Annotated in this window: 19 protein-coding genes and 1 pseudogene; 17 read left to right on the forward strand and 3 right to left on the reverse strand. The window is 33.0% G+C overall.

Going from position 1 to position 16752, the window contains the following annotated elements; all coding sequences use genetic code 11:
* The first annotated feature begins 312 nt into the window (after positions 1-312).
* Positions 313-507 carry a CDGSH iron-sulfur domain-containing protein gene (locus tag AC1DUW_RS11590; protein ID WP_477642579.1) on the forward strand — a complete coding sequence of 65 codons (195 nt, stop codon included), beginning with the start codon at positions 313-315 and terminating at the stop codon, positions 505-507.
* 257 nt (positions 508-764) lie between these two features.
* A complete protein-coding gene (locus tag AC1DUW_RS11595) occupies positions 765-1199 on the forward strand; it encodes a hypothetical protein (RefSeq protein WP_477642569.1) in 435 nt (144 codons plus the stop codon).
* A 241-nt stretch (positions 1200-1440) separates the two neighbouring features.
* Here AC1DUW_RS11595 and AC1DUW_RS11600 read toward each other — a convergent pair whose 3' ends face one another.
* A complete protein-coding gene (locus AC1DUW_RS11600) occupies positions 1441-1605 on the reverse strand; it encodes a hypothetical protein (protein WP_477642570.1) in 165 nt (54 codons plus the stop codon).
* 613 nt (positions 1606-2218) lie between these two features.
* On the opposite strand from AC1DUW_RS11600, the gene AC1DUW_RS11605 reads away from it, so the two are divergent.
* The 12 genes from AC1DUW_RS11605 (at position 2219) to AC1DUW_RS11660 (ending at position 11292) form a co-directional block, all read left to right on the forward strand.
* Complete coding sequence (locus AC1DUW_RS11605) at positions 2219-3247, forward strand: D-alanine--D-alanine ligase family protein (protein ID WP_477642571.1); 1029 nt, start codon at positions 2219-2221, stop codon at positions 3245-3247.
* A 425-nt stretch (positions 3248-3672) separates the two neighbouring features.
* Complete coding sequence (locus AC1DUW_RS11610; RefSeq protein ID WP_410863988.1) at positions 3673-3981, forward strand: DUF3784 domain-containing protein; 309 nt, start codon at positions 3673-3675, stop codon at positions 3979-3981.
* 393 nt (positions 3982-4374) lie between these two features.
* On the forward strand, positions 4375-4740 hold the full coding sequence (locus AC1DUW_RS11615; RefSeq protein WP_034304537.1) for a cupin domain-containing protein: 366 nt from the start codon (positions 4375-4377) through the stop codon (positions 4738-4740).
* Between the two features lie 197 nt (positions 4741-4937).
* The gene (locus AC1DUW_RS11620; RefSeq protein WP_410864174.1) at positions 4938-5459 is read left to right on the forward strand and encodes a GNAT family N-acetyltransferase; all 522 of its coding nucleotides are present in this window, start codon (positions 4938-4940) and stop codon (positions 5457-5459) included.
* A gap of 159 nt (positions 5460-5618) precedes the next feature.
* A complete protein-coding gene (locus AC1DUW_RS11625) occupies positions 5619-6200 on the forward strand; it encodes a hypothetical protein (RefSeq protein WP_477642572.1) in 582 nt (193 codons plus the stop codon).
* Positions 6201-6217: 17 nt separating this feature from the next.
* The gene (locus AC1DUW_RS11630) at positions 6218-6475 is read left to right on the forward strand and encodes a hypothetical protein (RefSeq protein ID WP_477642573.1); all 258 of its coding nucleotides are present in this window, start codon (positions 6218-6220) and stop codon (positions 6473-6475) included.
* A gap of 132 nt (positions 6476-6607) precedes the next feature.
* Positions 6608-6928: a hypothetical protein gene (locus tag AC1DUW_RS11635; protein ID WP_056530411.1), complete on the forward strand. Its 321-nt coding sequence runs from the start codon at positions 6608-6610 to the stop codon at positions 6926-6928.
* 137 nt (positions 6929-7065) lie between these two features.
* Positions 7066-7560 carry a hypothetical protein gene (locus tag AC1DUW_RS11640; RefSeq protein WP_477642574.1) on the forward strand — a complete coding sequence of 165 codons (495 nt, stop codon included), beginning with the start codon at positions 7066-7068 and terminating at the stop codon, positions 7558-7560.
* Positions 7561-8225: 665 nt separating this feature from the next.
* Positions 8226-8675, forward strand: a complete 450-nt coding sequence (locus AC1DUW_RS11645; protein ID WP_201183769.1) for a GNAT family N-acetyltransferase — start codon at positions 8226-8228, stop codon at positions 8673-8675.
* 1147 nt (positions 8676-9822) lie between these two features.
* Positions 9823-10353: a GNAT family N-acetyltransferase gene (locus AC1DUW_RS11650; RefSeq protein WP_477642575.1), complete on the forward strand. Its 531-nt coding sequence runs from the start codon at positions 9823-9825 to the stop codon at positions 10351-10353.
* A gap of 547 nt (positions 10354-10900) precedes the next feature.
* The gene (locus tag AC1DUW_RS11655) at positions 10901-11065 is read left to right on the forward strand and encodes a hypothetical protein (RefSeq protein WP_477642576.1); all 165 of its coding nucleotides are present in this window, start codon (positions 10901-10903) and stop codon (positions 11063-11065) included.
* Positions 11062-11292 carry a hypothetical protein gene (locus tag AC1DUW_RS11660; RefSeq protein WP_477642580.1) on the forward strand — a complete coding sequence of 77 codons (231 nt, stop codon included), beginning with the start codon at positions 11062-11064 and terminating at the stop codon, positions 11290-11292. Before AC1DUW_RS11655 ends, AC1DUW_RS11660 begins: the two co-directional genes overlap by 4 nt.
* Before the next feature lie 168 nt (positions 11293-11460).
* Here AC1DUW_RS11660 and AC1DUW_RS11665 read toward each other — a convergent pair whose 3' ends face one another.
* Together AC1DUW_RS11665 and AC1DUW_RS11670 are read right to left on the reverse strand one after the other, a co-directional pair.
* Entirely contained in the window at positions 11461-13773 is a 2313-nt protein-coding gene (locus tag AC1DUW_RS11665) for a M20/M25/M40 family metallo-hydrolase (protein ID WP_477642581.1), read from the reverse strand.
* Between the two features lie 129 nt (positions 13774-13902).
* Positions 13903-13992, reverse strand: a pseudogene (locus tag AC1DUW_RS11670) (RNA-guided endonuclease TnpB family protein); the annotation flags it as partial.
* Between the two features lie 260 nt (positions 13993-14252).
* Here AC1DUW_RS11670 and AC1DUW_RS11675 point away from each other — a divergent pair.
* The 3 genes from AC1DUW_RS11675 to AC1DUW_RS11685 all read left to right on the forward strand — a co-directional run bounded on the left by AC1DUW_RS11675 (position 14253) and on the right by AC1DUW_RS11685 (position 15621).
* Positions 14253-14675, forward strand: coding sequence for an SRPBCC family protein (locus AC1DUW_RS11675; RefSeq protein WP_477642582.1), 423 nt, complete (start codon positions 14253-14255; stop codon positions 14673-14675).
* Positions 14676-14766: 91 nt separating this feature from the next.
* The gene (locus AC1DUW_RS11680; RefSeq protein WP_477642577.1) at positions 14767-15009 is read left to right on the forward strand and encodes a DUF4926 domain-containing protein; all 243 of its coding nucleotides are present in this window, start codon (positions 14767-14769) and stop codon (positions 15007-15009) included.
* 45 nt (positions 15010-15054) lie between these two features.
* On the forward strand, positions 15055-15621 hold the full coding sequence (locus AC1DUW_RS11685; RefSeq protein WP_477642578.1) for a DUF5067 domain-containing protein: 567 nt from the start codon (positions 15055-15057) through the stop codon (positions 15619-15621).
* Positions 15622-16752 lie beyond the last annotated feature (1131 nt).

Here is a 16752-nt window from a genome sequence, read left to right on the forward strand (position 1 = left end):
CGTTAGTTCATTAAGAAGAAGTAAAAAAAGTCGATTCCTTAACTAACGGGTGCGATTCTTCATTAAGAAGGATTGCTTTTTCTTATGCAGCTAAAGGATCAGGTTAGTAGAATAAGGTTTTTGGAACTTTTTAMAGTAATATCYKCTAAAAATAAGGGGGAGGGCRATAAAATGTGGTGTGTTTTTATTGGTATAACACTTCTTCTTTTGGTAATTGCAGGATGTCAATCAAATAATATTGAGGAAGTAGAACTTATTTATCGTTTAAAGTTATTCCCCCWTGGCAAAAATGTTTTAAAAAAGAGGTGATTTATTATAGCTACTATYAAAGTTAATGATAATGGTTCATTACGTGTATCAGGGAATGTAGAGYTAGTCGATGGTRAAGGKAATAAAATTGAAAMAAAAGAARCYTTTTCCYTATGYAGATGTGGACTTTCCGATAATAAACCTTTTTGTGACGGATCCCACAAARGTAAWTTCGAAAGCGTAGTTAGGGCAGAATAAAGCTAGTGGGACAGAAGCTTTAGGGCACCCTTTTGGGAAATCGAACCCCAAAAAGCCGCCCGATTCATTTTTCTTTTACGAAAGAGTATGTTGTTGAACTATCGGGTGCGTTAGTTGAGAACCGGGGCTGCCATTTGGTRGCCTTTTTGCTTAATGAACTAAAGGGGCAGATTAGTTGAATAAAATTGAGCTATTACACCTCAAAAACTGGACTATTTTTCTTAAAATTAGGAAAGATAACTTCTGAGGTGAGTTTTATGAAAATGCTATATATATTGATTATTACCATTCCGATGTTGTTTTTTGGTTCAATTCAAGGATACGCACAACCTAAAGAATGTCCTGTGTTAAGTGAATTAGAGAAAACATCGATTACGGATAAAAAAGAGGTAATAGAAGCGTTAAATACTTTAATACCAAAAACTTATGGAACTGGATTAGATGATTTTCCTGACATGTATACTAAGTGGGATGTAGTAACTGCCAAACCTTTTCCCAAAACAGTTGGCAATAAAGATGATGAAGACTATTTTGGAATGGCAAAGACCTTTTGTGGCAAAGAAATTGCTGAAAAATCATGGCTTGTACGTTTAGATTTCCCCAAAGCACCTGGAGCTAACTTAGCCCAAGGTCAAATATTTTTAGCTAAAAGTAAGGAAAAAGGATGGTTTGTTTGGTTTCGATACCATTAAACTGCTATTCCTTCCTTAATGAACTAACGGGTGCGTTAGTTCATTAAAAGATAAAAGGAGAGCACATATTATCCATGGTTAATATGTGCTCTCCTTTATTTGTTTTCATGATATCTCTCAAACATCAACCTCTTTGTAAATTCCCACAAGACTCCCTAGGTACTGAAAGTTCATTAGTACCTAAGGGGTTAATTTGGTTTGTAGGTTGATTTATCCAACATAATAGACTTCATTGGGCTAATTAGGTGCCTTTTTTGAAAACCCTAACCAAACCACCAACAACTAATCCAAACCCAAAAATCACTAAAACTATATAGTTGTTAGATAATTTTCCTTGAAGAAGAATAAACAGTAATGCAGAGATAATTACAACCATAAATAGCAAAACAACGTCAATTCGTTTCATGAAACCATCCTTACTTGTATTTACTCTCCAACAATAGCATTATTTTTATTATTTGTAAGTATTTATGAATATTTTTTAAAAAAAATGATATTTTCATATAAGGATTATGAAAAAAATTATGCCCTTGTTGGACAAGGCTAGCTAGAAGGACAATAAGAATTAGAAACAATTGTTATACTTCTAATATACGAGAGGGGAACGCTGTGGATTTATACTTTTATTCAAATATGATTAGAAATATTAGTGCTACTTTTTTCAAGACGGAATATGGGTAATAGGTTTCTTTTATTTATTAAATAAGACATTTGAAAGTGTAAAGCTAATAAAATTATCAAAAGTAGTTATTATAGTTGTTTTAGCTTTCTTATTACTCTTTTCAATTTCTGTGAATTATTAAAAGATAACAGGTGTTTTACTTCAATAAGAAAGTTGCTGAGGCAGCCTTGTTCTTATGCAACTAACGGGGCAGTTTAGTTCAATAAGGACTGGTGCAAAGTTTATCCGAAATAAGACATAAGTGTCTTATGAAACTTTTTCCATTTCCATTCTTAATATATAATGAATGAGATGAACTATATAATTAATAGTAAATAATCGTCACAGGAGGTAAAAAATGAGAATAGTTGTATTAGCTGGCGGATTAAGTGATGAAAGGGATGTTTCTCTTGCTTCTGGTGCTCAAATTTCTAATGCTTTAGTTTCAAAAAATCATGATGTATTATTACTAGATATTTATAAAGGTTTACAAGATGTTTCTGATTTTGAATCAGCTTATAAAAAATATAGAAAAGAAACATATACTTATAATGTGCCTAAAGAAAAACCTAATTTGGAAGTATTACGAAAACAGCAAAATAATCAAAAGTCTTTAATTGGTCCTAATGTGTTAGAAATTTGTCAAGATGCCGATATTTGCTTCCTTGCTCTTCATGGTGGAATTGGTGAAAATGGGCAATTACAGGCCTTATTCGATATATACGGTATTCAATATACTGGTAGTTCCTATGAGGGCAGTCTATTAGCGATGAATAAAATAATTTCAAAAGAATTAATGGCCTTTAATGGAATAAAAACGCCAAAATGGGATATTTATAATTTCGATAAAGAATTACCAGAAATTAATTATCCAGTAGTTTTCAAGCCAAATGACAACGGTTCTAGTATAGGAGTGGTAATTCTTAATAATTCTGATGAACTTCATAAAGCATTAGAAGAAATAAAGGATATTTCAAATACTATTCTAATAGAAGAAAAAATAGATGGTAGAGAGTTTTCTGTTGGCATAATTGGAAATGCTGCTTTACCTGTTATAGAAATTATTCCTAAGAAAGGTTTCTTCGATTACCAAAGTAAGTATCAAGAAGGTGCAAGTGAAGAAATATCTCCTGCAAATATTCCAAATAGTCTAGCTGAAGAATTACAAAACACGGCGTTAAAAGTACATAATTTATTAGGATTAAAAGTCTATTCTAGAATTGACTTTATTGTTGATCAGGATAATGTAATTTATTGTATTGAAGCGAATTCTCTACCTGGTATGACGCAAACTAGTTTATTACCTAAAGAAGCCCATGCTAATCAAATAAGTTATGAAGATTTATGCGAATTACTAATAATAGAATCTTTCAAGAAATACTCATAAGAACAAGATATATCATACGTAAACAAAAGCAGTGTGTAGTCAGTGCTTTTGTTTTTAGAGTCTTACAGTTTAATATCGTATTATTAGTAGGTACGAATCTGTAGTAAGAATTAAGTGATTTTATAAGTGAGGTCAGATTTTAGTTATTCAATTAAAGGGCGCGATTCTTGAAGAAGTTTCGCTTTTCTTATAGAACTAACGGGTGCTTTAGTTCATTAAGTGAGGTTGCTGAAGCAACCTTTTTGTTATGCAACTAAAGGGGTAGTTTAGTTCCATAAGGGAGATATTATTTTTAACAAAGTTAGCGTGAAATGGTAATTATAAATTTATTAAATTAAGGATTTGGGAATATTACTGAGGGAGTTCAAGAGATAATGTTATAATTTGGATATAAGGGATGTGGATTATGGGAGGAATATAGAATAATGCTTTTAATATCATTGTGTGTAGTTGCTTTAGGTATTTTATTTATCTATATAGGATTTATAATGAAGAAAAAGGGAACAACAACATTTATTGCAGGCTATAACAACACCTTTTTTCCTAAAAACGAAGCAAAATTAGCTAATTGGATAGGTTTAATAATTATAATTTTCGGGATTGTAACTATCTTATTTCCAATAGCTTTTCAAATATTTGATGGATTAGAGGGTTATCATTTTGCCATTATTGCAATAGGTCACATTATAGCAGTGTTTATTGCAATTTTATTAGACCAGTTAAGTAATCATTAATTGTTTTGCTTGTTTTTGGATTAATGGGTGCATTAGAAGTTTCAGGAGCTGAACGAAGCTCCTGAAACTTCTAATGCTGTTAAAAGAGGCATCATTACTGTAATGAATGAACAGAGATTTAGATCTACCTTTTTCATAATGCAAAACTAACGAAGTTTATGAATAAATACACTTAAACTAAAAGGTGCTTTACTTCAATAAGGGAGTTGCTTTGATACCTCATTTTCTTATGGAACTAACGGGGCAGGTTAGTTCAGGAGTGCTGTTTGATCTTTGTTCAACAATTGGCCATTTTGTGGAAGATCAGCAGAAACTTTTGAGATCTTAATCAAAATAGTAATTAATCTATGGGAGTTGTAAAATAAAGGTAAGAATAGTTCTGGGGGGATTTATATCAATTATAATGCTATTAATCTAAGCGAGAAACTGTCCAAATTCAGTGAACACTGGTCGCCCAAAGTCATAGGTGAAATGAATGACTATCAGTTTAAGTTAGTTAAGATTCTGGGGGATTTTGTATGGCACGATCATAAAGACACCGATGAGGCATTCATCGTGATAGACGGCGAGATGTCCATCGCATTCCGCGATGGAGAGGTTAAACTTTCCAAAGGAGAAATGTATGTGATACCAAAAGGTGTGGAGCATAAGCCTTATGCTGAAAAGGAATGCCATATAATGCTGGTAGAGCCTAAAGGTGTAGTCAACACTGGTGAAACTAATTTTAAACTAACTGCTGAAAATAATATATGGATTTAAACCAATAATTCAGTTACTTTCTTTGGATCAACATATAAAAGGAAGTTACAAATTTTCCGCAATCGGGAGCGATTCTTTTATAAGAATCGCTTTTCTTATAGAACTAAAGGGGCAGTTTAGTTTAATAAGAAGAGTATTATTTGTAATTAAATGGAATATATACTTTGATCTTTATATTTTCATAAGAGGTGAATTCAATGTATATAAGAAAAGCTACGTTTGCAGATGCAAAAGGTATTGCAAAAGTACACGTTGATAGTTGGAAATCTACTTATAAAAACATTATTCCAGATGAGTTTTTAAAGAAATTATCATATGACGAACGAACTGACTTGTGGAATCGTAATATCTCCAAAAAAGGAAATTATGTCTTTGTCGCAGAAAATAATGAGGGAGAAATCGTAGGATTTGCAGATTGCGGAAAAAGAGAAAATAATAATGTCAATAATTCTGGTGATTTAACATCTATTTATCTCCTTAAAGAATATCAAGGAAAAGGGGTTGGAAAGCAACTATTGAAACAACTTTTTCTTCAATTTGAAGAACTCGGTTTCAATAGAGTTTTTGTTGAAGTATTAGAAGACAATAAAACCCGTTATTTCTATGAGTATTACGATGCTAACTTACTTAAATCAGAAAAAATAACAATTGCAGGTGCTGAATTGAATCTTCTTATATACGAATGGAATAACCTTAACCAAGTATTATCTAAGTTCTGACTATTTTTTGTTCTTCAACTAACAGGTGCTTTACTTCATTACCAGGAGCTGATCAGCAGCTCCTTTTCTTATGCAACTATCGGGGCAGGTTAGTTCCATAAGAAGAGCGAACTTACATAGTATAAAGACTTACCAAAATTAATCGAGAGGACTAAATAAATGGGGAAAATAAATGAAATTATTTATGGTCTTATAAACCAAGGAATAATAAAAAATGATGATATAGACATAAAGAAATTAAAAAGTGGTACTACAAATGGAATTCTATATACTCTACATAATAATAGGGTACCAAAATATGTCATCAAAATGGACAAACCTAAATTAATAGCTGCAACAGAGGCTTTTCTCCTTACTTATAAAGATGTAAATTTGTTACCCAATGTACTTTATACAGACGAGAAAAAAGAATTTATAGTATACTCTTATATTTCTGGAGAAACTCATTTTAACCGAGGTTCTAAAATAGAATGGATGACTATTTTAATTAAGGAACTATTAAATAAATACAAAAAAGTAAACAAAGAAAACTGGGGAAGAGTAAATGGAATACATAGAAATTCATGGGCGGACTTCAATTTAAGTAGTTTGGAATTCGCCCATGAGGATATAGGCGATTTATTACCAAGTGAGGATCATAAAAAAGTAGAGTTATTGGTTAAAAAATTGAAAACATACGAACATCAAGAAGAGAAGTATTACCTTCATGGAGATGCTGGTGTTCATAATTTTGTATATTAAATGGGGTTATTGACCCTATGCCATTAATCGGTCCAAAAATTTATGATTTTACGTATGCTTTTTGCTCTTCTCCAGACGATTTAAATTTAGAGACGCTGTTGTCATCTTTCTCATTATTGACTCAAGATGTCCCCTTTAATATAGAAAGGCTTTTGGAGGAAGTTATTTTTCAATTATACACACGTATAGGCATTTGTATTAGGGTTCACCCACATGACTTAAGTGGCTATCTTAAAGCTTGGAAAGAATGGAGAGTATATCTACCTTCAATGTAAATAGCGATTCTTAGTGAACTAAAGGGGCAGGTTAGTTGCATAAGAGGTACATATTACCTTCTGTGGATGTAATAATTAATGTTAGAATTTTCATGAGAAAGCGTAAATAAAATGGTCTTCGGGGGCAAATATATGAATTCTTTTTTTAAAAAAATTATGAGCTTGTTCTTTGAAAAAGCTGAACGTAGAGTTAAACCTCTTATGTATGCACAATTAACTGTATTTGTTGGTGTAGTATTTGCTTGGTTTTTAGTGAGGAATAATATTGATAATTATTGGAGCTATTCTGCAATTATGTACCTTATGCTTGGAACAGGAGTCCTATTAATTGGCATAGAAAATTTTATAGTTAGAGAAAAAAAGCGTAAGGACTACTTAATTTGGTTTATTAGTGCATTACTCTTTTATTGGATAGCTATTGACTATTATTTCTTCAACTTACAGGTGCGTTAGCTGAAGATCAGAGCTATCTTTAAGGCAGCTCATTTTCTTACGGAACTAACGGGGCAGGTTAGCTCAATAAAAAAAGGACTTAAACTTTGAAAGGCGAAGTGAATCAATAAGAAAATACAGTCATAAGGAGAGATATWTTGAAAAAAATTAGAGAAGCAAYAGACAAGGATATGAAAGTAGTTTATATGATGGGCTATGATGTTTGGGGAGACAGAATGCTTTCTCAAGAATATGTAAMGATGTGTCAGGGTTCCAGTAAGTACAAAMAGGGGAAATGGTATGTTCTGGAGGAAACTGATACAAAAGAGTTATTAAGTTCCCTAATAGTRTATGAACTAAATCTTTCAGAAGACTTACTTGTTAGAGGGATTGGGTCAATTGCTACTCCTTTACATTTAAGACAAAAAGGGTATGCTTCTATATTAATTGAAGAAGTGATAAACAAATTAGAGCAAAATATAGATTGTMATAATTTTTTCTTATATAGCGATATTGGGTCAGACTTTTATAGAAGATTTAATTTTATTGAAATACCTTCTTCTAAGCAAAAATATAAGGATAGTATTTGTATGTATTATTCAAAWRAAAATGATATTGACTCCATATCTTTTGATATTCCCGACTACTTTTAAAAGATATTCTTRTKSAACTAACAGGTGCGTTAGCTTTAGATCAGAGCTGTTTTTAAGGCGCTTTTTCTTTATGCAACTATCGGGGCAGTTTAGTTTATTAAGATGATATAATAAAATTACAGTGATTAAATGTAAGTACCGTGTCCACTAACAGGTGCAAGAGTTGAAGAAAATATGAGTTAATTGAACTTTATCACTTTAGGAACTATAGTTGAGGTGTCCGAGAATAAATGGAAGTATACCCCAAAAGAACTGAAACATATAAAAGAAAAGATCCCCCAGGCATTTTGTTTTTTTGGGGAAGTTTTTGTCTATTAACTGAATTACTTCCTATCCAATATAGGAACATATGGACAGCATTGGGTGTATCCTTGGGTATATCTCTTATTATTATTAATACTCTTTTTGTGGTTATTGATAGAATAAAGGGCTGGTATTATACAAAGTGGATTGTGTTTATTCTTATTTTTATATTGGGTGTAGGTTTATATATCTTCAATGACATAAATGGGAATTGAAATACCACTATTCTAATTTAACTAACGGGGCAGGTTAGTAAATAACATAATGGCAGTTTAGTTTAATAAGAATCAATGGTAAAATGATGAGAATTAATTATGCTATGGGGCTGGTCAGTTGTAATTTTATAAAGGAGTTGTGAGAAGTTGAAATATCGTAAAGCAAATATCGATGATATTGATAAATTGGTCGAGTTAAGAAAAAAGCAATTAGTTGATGAGGGGATAGAACCTAATATAGATATTGATAGAGAACTATATGTTTTCTTTAAAAATAAACTAAGTGATGGTACTTTAATTCAATGGCTAGTGGAAGATAATGAAGAAATTATAGCTTGTGGTGCAGTAATTTTTTATGAATTTCCACCTTGTTACACCAATAAGACTGGAAAAAAGGCTTATATCACAAATATGTATACTAATGAAAATTATCGTGGGCAAGGAATCGCAACAAAGCTGTTAACTAAATTAGTTGATGAAGTTAAGATTTCAGGTATTTCACAAATATGGCTTGGGGCTTCAAAAATGGGTAGACCAGTGTATAAGAAGTTTGGTTTTATGGAAACTGATGAATTTCTAGAATTAAATATTTTTTAATAATTTGTGAAGTATAACACTTAAACTAACGGGTGCGTTAGTTCTATAAGGGGTCCTACCAACAACGTCAGCAACAGAAGGTTAAAGGTAAAAGCAAAAAGAGAAATCGATGGGAATTAGAACGTTAATATGCCTTCCGTTATGTCAACAAGGTTAATTAGGGGTTCCAACAGAATTTTTCTGCATAATTTACTAATCTAAGCTTTATTTTTTTTGCCAGCTCAATGGATGGTATATATTTAGTCAATTTAATCATAATTATTAGTAAGGGTGTAACATAACAACAAGAATTCACATACATACACCCTGCCTTTTTTTAATCAACAGAAAAATCAAGTAGTGAAATTTCTACCAACTAGCCATAAAGACAATCTGGTCTGTAAAAAACAGTTGAATTTCATCTAAAAAACTCTACTTTTTTATGCATCTATTAAGCTTCTTCAAAAGCTTAATGGATGCATAACCAATAAAAACGAGCGACATGAAACCCCTTGAACGCCAAGGGGTTTTTAGTTTGCTAACTTCTTATATTTTTCTGGATATCCTTTTTAGCTGTAGAAGGTCATAAAAGTAAGAACATTTCAGGCCTCTATAATTGCCTATTAATCAACCATTTCACAAATTAATGTACTCACTTTTGTGTCTAATCAGTAGGAACTAAAAGTGAGTACATTCTTTAAATGGAAGGCAAATAGTGATCATTTTAAGCAGTTTTTGTAGGAGTGACAACTCAATAAAGATATCTCATTTACAAAAAAAGTTATTAAATTACAAGAATGTGGTTTAAAAACACCAGTCATGATATTCCACAATAGGGCCATTTAATGGAATAAGTGTGGATTTAAAATAAAGTTTGATAATTTATAAAAAAGTCTGATCATTTATAATAAAGATTGATAATTTGTAAAAAAGTTTGATAAAAAGATCTTTTTTGTAGAGTATTTCTTTGTTCAACAATAGGGCCAGATTGTTGAGGAACTTTTTAGTCAATTAGAGTATTCGGGTTTGAATATCATTAAACTTGTGAAGATTTTACTTAAACTAATTGATGAAGGGTAGTTTAGTAAGAAAACGTTATAATATAGGTGAAAGAATTTCATATATGTGGATTTAATTAATTGAAGGTAGCCATTCAAGGGGGAGAACGATGTACACATATTTAGAGTTTGAAAATAAAATGGTTGATGAATTAGTAGAATTTTTAACATCAGAAACATGGAGTTTTCATGGACAGGAGAATCCTACTGAGGAGTCTATAAGAGAAAATTTAGCCAACGGAAATTATAACGAAAACGGGAACCAAACATTTTGGATCATGGATAATCATACAAAAATTGGTTTAATAAGAATTTTTGATTTAGAAGATCCCATATGTTTATTCGATCTGCGATTGAAAGAAAAGGTTAGAGGGAAAGGAATAGCAAAGCATGTCCTTAATTGGTTAAGTACTTATGTATTCAATAATTACACTCATATTACTAGAATCGAAGGTCATACCAGATATGATAATTTTGCGATGAGAAAAACGTTCTTTAATAGCGGATTTGTAAAAGAATCTTATAACCGTAGATCCTGGAGACAAAGCGGACAATTATTTGATTCTGTTGGGTACGCAATGATAAGAGAAGACTGGGAGAACAATACCAAAACAATAATAGAAGATAACTTTCCATACTAACTTAAAGGAAGCAGAAAGCCACGCTACGAACTGCATCTTAAAATTCACCAAAAACGAGGGTTTATGGTGAAAAATATCCTTAGCGTATAAAACGCCTGCTTTTTCATTTCAAAAAATGTCTTACCGTATGTTTTCCGCGAAATGTTGGTGGGACCCCTATTAGGCGAGGGAATCAGCATTCTTCAGGGTATATATTCATTTATGCCAATCTTGAATAATTACTGTCACATGCGTAAAATAAGATAGGTAGTGTGAAGTGAAAATAACATTCTATTTACAATCGTTAGTATACTTGCATTTGCTGGTGTTCCATTAGCGAACGTGACTCAAAATCGTGTTCCGTGAGGAGTGTCGGTTCGACCCCGACCATCGTTATCGAAAAGACTACTTTATTATTCGCTCAATAAGCGAGAATATGCGTAATATCAAGCGTTTTCTACTACGGTAGGAGACGCTTTTTATTGTTTTAAGCGTCAAAATTACCGTAAACTACTGTGCTCTAATCGTGTGCGACGAATATTACGCAATATACAGGAGGTAGTAGTTAATGGCAAGACGTAGCAACGATATAGACGAAGGTGAATTATCAAAAATTAATAAAAAAACGAAAACATATGTAGAGACGTTTGAGGACGCAATCAACCTCTTTTTAAAAGACTGCGAAATACGCATCTTAGACCCCACACGCTCAAATTTTATCGGAGTGAAATAAACACTTTTCTTAGCTATCTTAAGGAGCAGGAAATAGATGTAGGATCCCTTAAGCCTTATCATGTAACAGAAGAGCATATAAAAGAAAACGTAATTTTATACCTGCTTAAATATAAAGGCGCTAAAGTAGTTACGGTGAATGCTCGCTTGCGTGCGCTACGTGAGTTCTTTAACTTTCTTCACAAAGAGAAGCATGTACCGAAAAATCCATTTGAAAATATTAAATAAGTAATTGAGTTTTAATTGTTCAAGTTTTACCATTTAAATGGCATTCATTATTTAATTTCCATTCAAATACCTCCCGATGTTTTACAAGCAGTCAATCGTATTAAAAGGCCGACATATACTAGTTTGGAGAATCAAACATTGTATATGTCGGCCTTTATTTAATGGTCATTAATGTTTAATCGTTTTCATGATGTATGAATTATCCCCATAGGTACTGTATTTTGACGACCGTTCCCCTTTTGATTCTGGAATGCTGTAAGAACGATCGGCTATCATCCACTCTATGGAATCCTTAGCATTTACGGTTATCTTTACATGTAACTCTTCGGCTTGACCTAGAACGTAATTGAATTCAAATGGCGATTCCTTTGTGAATTCTTTTTGCTTCAACTCCACTTCTTTTCCATTGATGATCAGTTGAGATACATTCATCGTTGAAAAAGACTCCATTAACAATTCTTCAGCATTGCGATTCGTTTTCAATTGGTATTCTATTGTCCGCTTGGCACCTTCAACCTTATCAGATAATACCGTCACACTAGGTGCTTCCATGCTATATAAATCAGCCTGGGTATAACTTACATCCCAGTTTAAAATAGGAAAGAATTCTGACGTATGGCCTTTCTTCACATTTTCATTAATATAATTCGATGTATATTCATCTAATGGCTGACTTGCCGCCCAATATGCTTTGTTTGAATCTGCATCTATAAAATAAGCAATATCGCTTGCTTGTGGATGTTCTGCTGTCGGCAAGTTATTTAGGTTGATACTGTTAGTGATCATGACCAATAATCCTGTAACTAAGAAGATGGATGGTATCACCCAATTGAATTTTATTTTTAAGGTGGTGAAAATAGATACCAGCATGGCACCTAAAAGAGAAACAAGGACCATGAGCGTACCAGCCATATGCATAGATATGAGTCCTTCAAAGAGATAAATAACTGGTGATGGAATAAGAAATGCCGGGATGGCAAAACCAGCTGTAACGAGATAACTCTTCCATGAATACTCATCTAAACGAATCAAAATATTGACGCCGATTAGAGCAAATAATAGCGGCCACGCAAACACATAACTGCCTGCTGGGAGCAGAAAACTGGAGGCAGCTAAAAGGATTAGCCAAAGAAATAAGGCACCCATCATTAAGCTAATGGTTTTGATTTTTTTATGAGCCAGCCCATAAAGGATCGTCAAGAAAGCAAAGATCATAATGGAAAAACTGATGAAGTAAAGACTGCCAACATTCTTATTGGTTCCCATCAACCATTCTTGATCCGTAAAAATATAGGTGAGTACGGACCATAATCCTGATCCGATGGCAAAAGACCCGATGATCCCTACGATGAAAACAAAAAGACCTGCAAGTGTTCCAAGAAGGGATAGTTTCTTAAGCCAATATCCATGTACGACCGTAACGGCAAAAAGAATAACCGCCAACAGCATAATCGGAATGACAAGTTTGTCTGAGTAGGTAATCATGTTGGAACCCAAAATGTTAAAGAAAACTTGATTCCCTTCATGAGTTTGAGTGAGATCGACGTTTCCAAAATGGGTGACAAGATGTAACATATATTCGCCGTGATGCTGGAGACTTTCTAAACTTAGCTCTTGAAAGTTATCGCTGGTTGTATGATAATGGCTAACCCCATCACCAAAGGCAAAGTTTAATCCTTTAAGACCGGCTTCTTTAAACACGCTGAAATCAGTATCATTTGGTATTTGCTTATATAAACTATAAAGGAAGGAATGAGCGACAGGTGTGTAAGCACCTTGAACAAACTCCTTAACTAGCCAACTATTGTTATCACTTGTTTCAAACATAAAAGAGGGACCTTCGTTTCCCCGTGCCTCAAAGTTTAACACTAATCCCACATCATTTACCCAAGGATGTCCCTCTACAAATGCTTTTGCTCCAAGTAATCCATTTTCTTCTCCGTCTGTTAAGAGTATTATGACATCGTTTTGAAGAGGTGCCATTTCTTTTAAGGCCCTTACTGTTTCTAAGATGGCAGCCACTCCGGCGCCATCATCGGCTGCACCTGCTGATCCTGGTACAGAATCATAATGTGCAACGAGCATAATCGCTTTTGTAGAGTTCGTTCCTTCTATTTTGGCAACAATGTTTTCCACCGTGCCGCCTACTATCCATCTGCCGACACTATTTAAAGAATTGGCTTTTCGGATTTCAGGATTTAATCCTAACTCTTCTAAACTGTGAACAAGATAGTCTCGAACTCTGTCATGTTCTACCGATCCAAGAGGATGTGGTTTTACAGCAAACTCTTTTAAATGGGAGAGTGCTCTCTCTGCAGAAAACTCATTTGCTGAACCAGTAGCTGGTACAACCATTGGTGGCTGAAGTTGTAATAAACTCACAAAAATAGTTCCAATAAGAATAGCCATAACAGCAATGAAAATAAGTGCATTTTTTTTCGTGTCTTCACGAGCTTGTAGCTTCGTTTGGGTAGATGGCACTGATTCCAATTAAATTTCCTCCTTAATGTTGAGAAAAATGTTTTCCAGCGAAGTATAAAGTGTAAACAATTATCCAGGGACGATTTTAGATAAAGCAAGCAAATTCAAGTTTTGGCAGCTTCCTTTTTTCATGACTGCCGTATTTCCGTTATTATGCTTGGTAGTATAAGATTGAATTTTGTTCTTTTGGAATAAGCGTGGTGGTTTGTTCTGTTTTTTGCCTTGCTCTTGGTTTGTTGATACCTGCATTATATAGTCTGTATATTTATAATGAGATGATGAAATAAAATATACCTAGTTAAGTATCTTATTTAAGCAATCGGGCGCGTTTATTTAGGAACGTGTCTCTTTTCGTGTATTGGACCAGGTTAATAGGTTAATTTAACAAGGATTTAATTTCTGAAGGTGTTAATATATAACCATAAATTTTTACGAGGAGGAATAGATAGGGGAACGCAGAAGATATAAGTTCTGTTTGGATTGATGGGGAAAAAGAAACCGTTTGGAATGCTATAACGGATGCGAATAAACTCTCACAATGGTATGCTCCAGGTTCACCTTGGGAAATCCCCAATCTGCATGTAGGGGAGAAAGTTTTTTTTACGTTAATGCCTAGTGTTCATAATAATCTAACAGAGAAGCTTACCGTGTCTTTAACAATTGAAATCATTAATCCTTATCGGAAATTTTCYCTTTACTTGGATTCACAACAAATGCTTATTTCTTTTATGTTAGATGAAGAAAATAATGGAACTAGAGTTACAATGAATTCTGGTGGATTTAATGAATCGTTAGCAAATTTAAAAGCACTATGTAGAAGGAAAGGAAATACCTTTCATTTAGAGTATTCCACAATCGGGCGCTATCCTGGAACAAGGATAAGCGCTCATTTTCCATTTTAGGGCCAGATTGTTTAGTAACGCTTATTAAGAGAAATGGGGATTGTGAAGAAATGTACTTAAGCTAACGGGCAGGATAGTTTAACAAGGTTAATTGGGAAATGGTGAAAATATGAAACAATATGATGTTGTAAGGATAATTAAAGATGATCCCAATAATGAGTTTACTAAAGGACAAGTAGGCACTATCCTAGAGGTTTATGAGGATAACAATTATGAAGTAGAGATTTCTGATAAGGATGGGATAACTCTATTCTTGGGTGCAATATCAGGAGATTACTTACAACAAAAAAGGTGGAATAATATAGAAAACATTAGGACTATATTCACAAAATAAGTTACACTAATAATAATCAAATTAAAACATAAGGAGAAATGTAACATGATGAAAAAAACTTTAATACTAATTTCTGCACTAACACTATCTATAATTGCTGGTTGTGGCAATCAAGACGAAGGAACGAAAAATGGTTCTGATTCTGCAAATAAAGAAGCAACTACAGAAAATACAAATGAAGAAAAAGAGACGAATAATGATCTCTATTTCAAAGATAATGAAGCAAAATTAAATGACTTAAAAATTAAAATTACAGAAACTAAAGTTATTCAAGCTGGTGAAAAAGGAAATGAATATGGTGAAAAACCTGTATTTGCAATTTGGTATGAAACAACTAATTTAAGTGATAAAGAGATTGACCCTACTACTGGATGGACGGCAGTATTTGAAGCAGTACAAGACAATGATCCTAATGCAGTCAATACTCTTGAAGTTGGTGGACTTCCAGATGACCAATTTCTCGATTCTCAATTAGAAACAATTAAAAAAGATGGTACAGTTAAAAATGCAGTAGCTTATGAATTAGATGATTTAGAAACACCTGTAACATTAATTGCTACACAAGGTATTGGTGGCGATAAATTAGGTGAACAAACTTTTAATATTAAATAAACGTTTTAAATCTGTTTAAAAAACACTTCCATTTGTAAGTGTTTTTTTTGCTAATTGATCCCAAAATTAAAGAAGCAGGATGGCAAGAAAGTCAAATACAACGTGAATATAAAGTTTCAGCAGGGCGACTCATTTTGATGAAAAAAGGAAGAGGTGAGAGTCCAAAATCTGCGGACTATTTGCTACGCTATCGTTCTTCTAGGTGCTATATTTTCTGAATATAAAGTTTTTTACTAACGGGTGCTTTAGTTGATTAAGGATCAAAAAATGATCAATCTTTTTTATAAAATAAGCAAGAAGATTAAAAAAATAAGTTGTGTTCGAAAAAGGGGAGGGTATAGATATTGCCTTCCCCTTTGTGTTTACAGATAAATTTATATGACTGTATTGTTTATAATGTACTCGATTTTGTATCTCAAAACAGTTAGAGATTGAATTGGTGCGGTTTTGAGTGGATTAATAACTCTATGTACTCAAATTCATGTCCCCAATGTACTTATCTTTGTGTCTTCGTACACTTCATTTTATTCACTCCAATACAAAAAATCTTGTTCTATTTATTATACAACTTAAAATTTACAAGAAAAACCGCATAAACAAAGGATTTTCTTTTGTAAGTTTTGAGTGTACTCTAAATTTACAAGGAATTTCAATTTCTTGAAAAAGCTGTTCGACAAGTGCTTTCAGATACAGCAAGCACATCTGACATAGCAACACATGATATGTCTAACATGGTTGATGTACAAGCTATAGTTACAGCTATGGCTGAATAGATGAAGAAAGATTCTGAAATGTAATTGGTGGTAATTGATCATGGATATTGCAGAAGGATGTTAATACTGTTAAATAATCTTCCGTTAAAGGGCGCGATTGCGGAAGATCATAGGATGAAAATGATCAAACTTTTTATAAAAAATATATACTAATTCATAAGAGAAGAATCCATTTTGATCAATCTTGATATGCTCCCCATTAGGTAGACAGATAAAAAATAAAAATCTGTTGATCTAAGGGGAGTATTTTCTATGGCTCGAATGAAATATTCTAAAGCTGAAAAATTGGCTATTTTAAATCTTTATAAAGATGGTCACCATTCAATAGCTGACATTACGGCCAAGTTTTCTGTTGATC

It is taken from the genome of Peribacillus sp. P4_C12 (genome assembly GCF_056402095.1).

Coding starts and splice junctions, on each gene's coding strand:
- AC1DUW_RS11595 (WP_477642569.1), top strand. CDS start 765: ATGAAAATGCTATATATATTGATTATTACCATTCCGATGTTGTTTTTT.
- AC1DUW_RS11600 (WP_477642570.1), bottom strand. CDS start 1,605: ATGAAACGAATTGACGTTGTTTTGCTATTTATGGTTGTAATTATCTCT.
- AC1DUW_RS11605 (WP_477642571.1), top strand. CDS start 2,219: ATGAGAATAGTTGTATTAGCTGGCGGATTAAGTGATGAAAGGGATGTT.
- AC1DUW_RS11610 (WP_410863988.1), top strand. CDS start 3,673: ATGCTTTTAATATCATTGTGTGTAGTTGCTTTAGGTATTTTATTTATC.
- AC1DUW_RS11620 (WP_410864174.1), top strand. CDS start 4,938: ATGTATATAAGAAAAGCTACGTTTGCAGATGCAAAAGGTATTGCAAAA.
- AC1DUW_RS11625 (WP_477642572.1), top strand. CDS start 5,619: ATGGGGAAAATAAATGAAATTATTTATGGTCTTATAAACCAAGGAATA.
- AC1DUW_RS11630 (WP_477642573.1), top strand. CDS start 6,218: ATGCCATTAATCGGTCCAAAAATTTATGATTTTACGTATGCTTTTTGC.
- AC1DUW_RS11635 (WP_056530411.1), top strand. CDS start 6,608: ATGAATTCTTTTTTTAAAAAAATTATGAGCTTGTTCTTTGAAAAAGCT.
- AC1DUW_RS11650 (WP_477642575.1), top strand. CDS start 9,823: ATGTACACATATTTAGAGTTTGAAAATAAAATGGTTGATGAATTAGTA.
- AC1DUW_RS11655 (WP_477642576.1), top strand. CDS start 10,901: ATGGCAAGACGTAGCAACGATATAGACGAAGGTGAATTATCAAAAATT.
- AC1DUW_RS11685 (WP_477642578.1), top strand. CDS start 15,055: ATGATGAAAAAAACTTTAATACTAATTTCTGCACTAACACTATCTATA.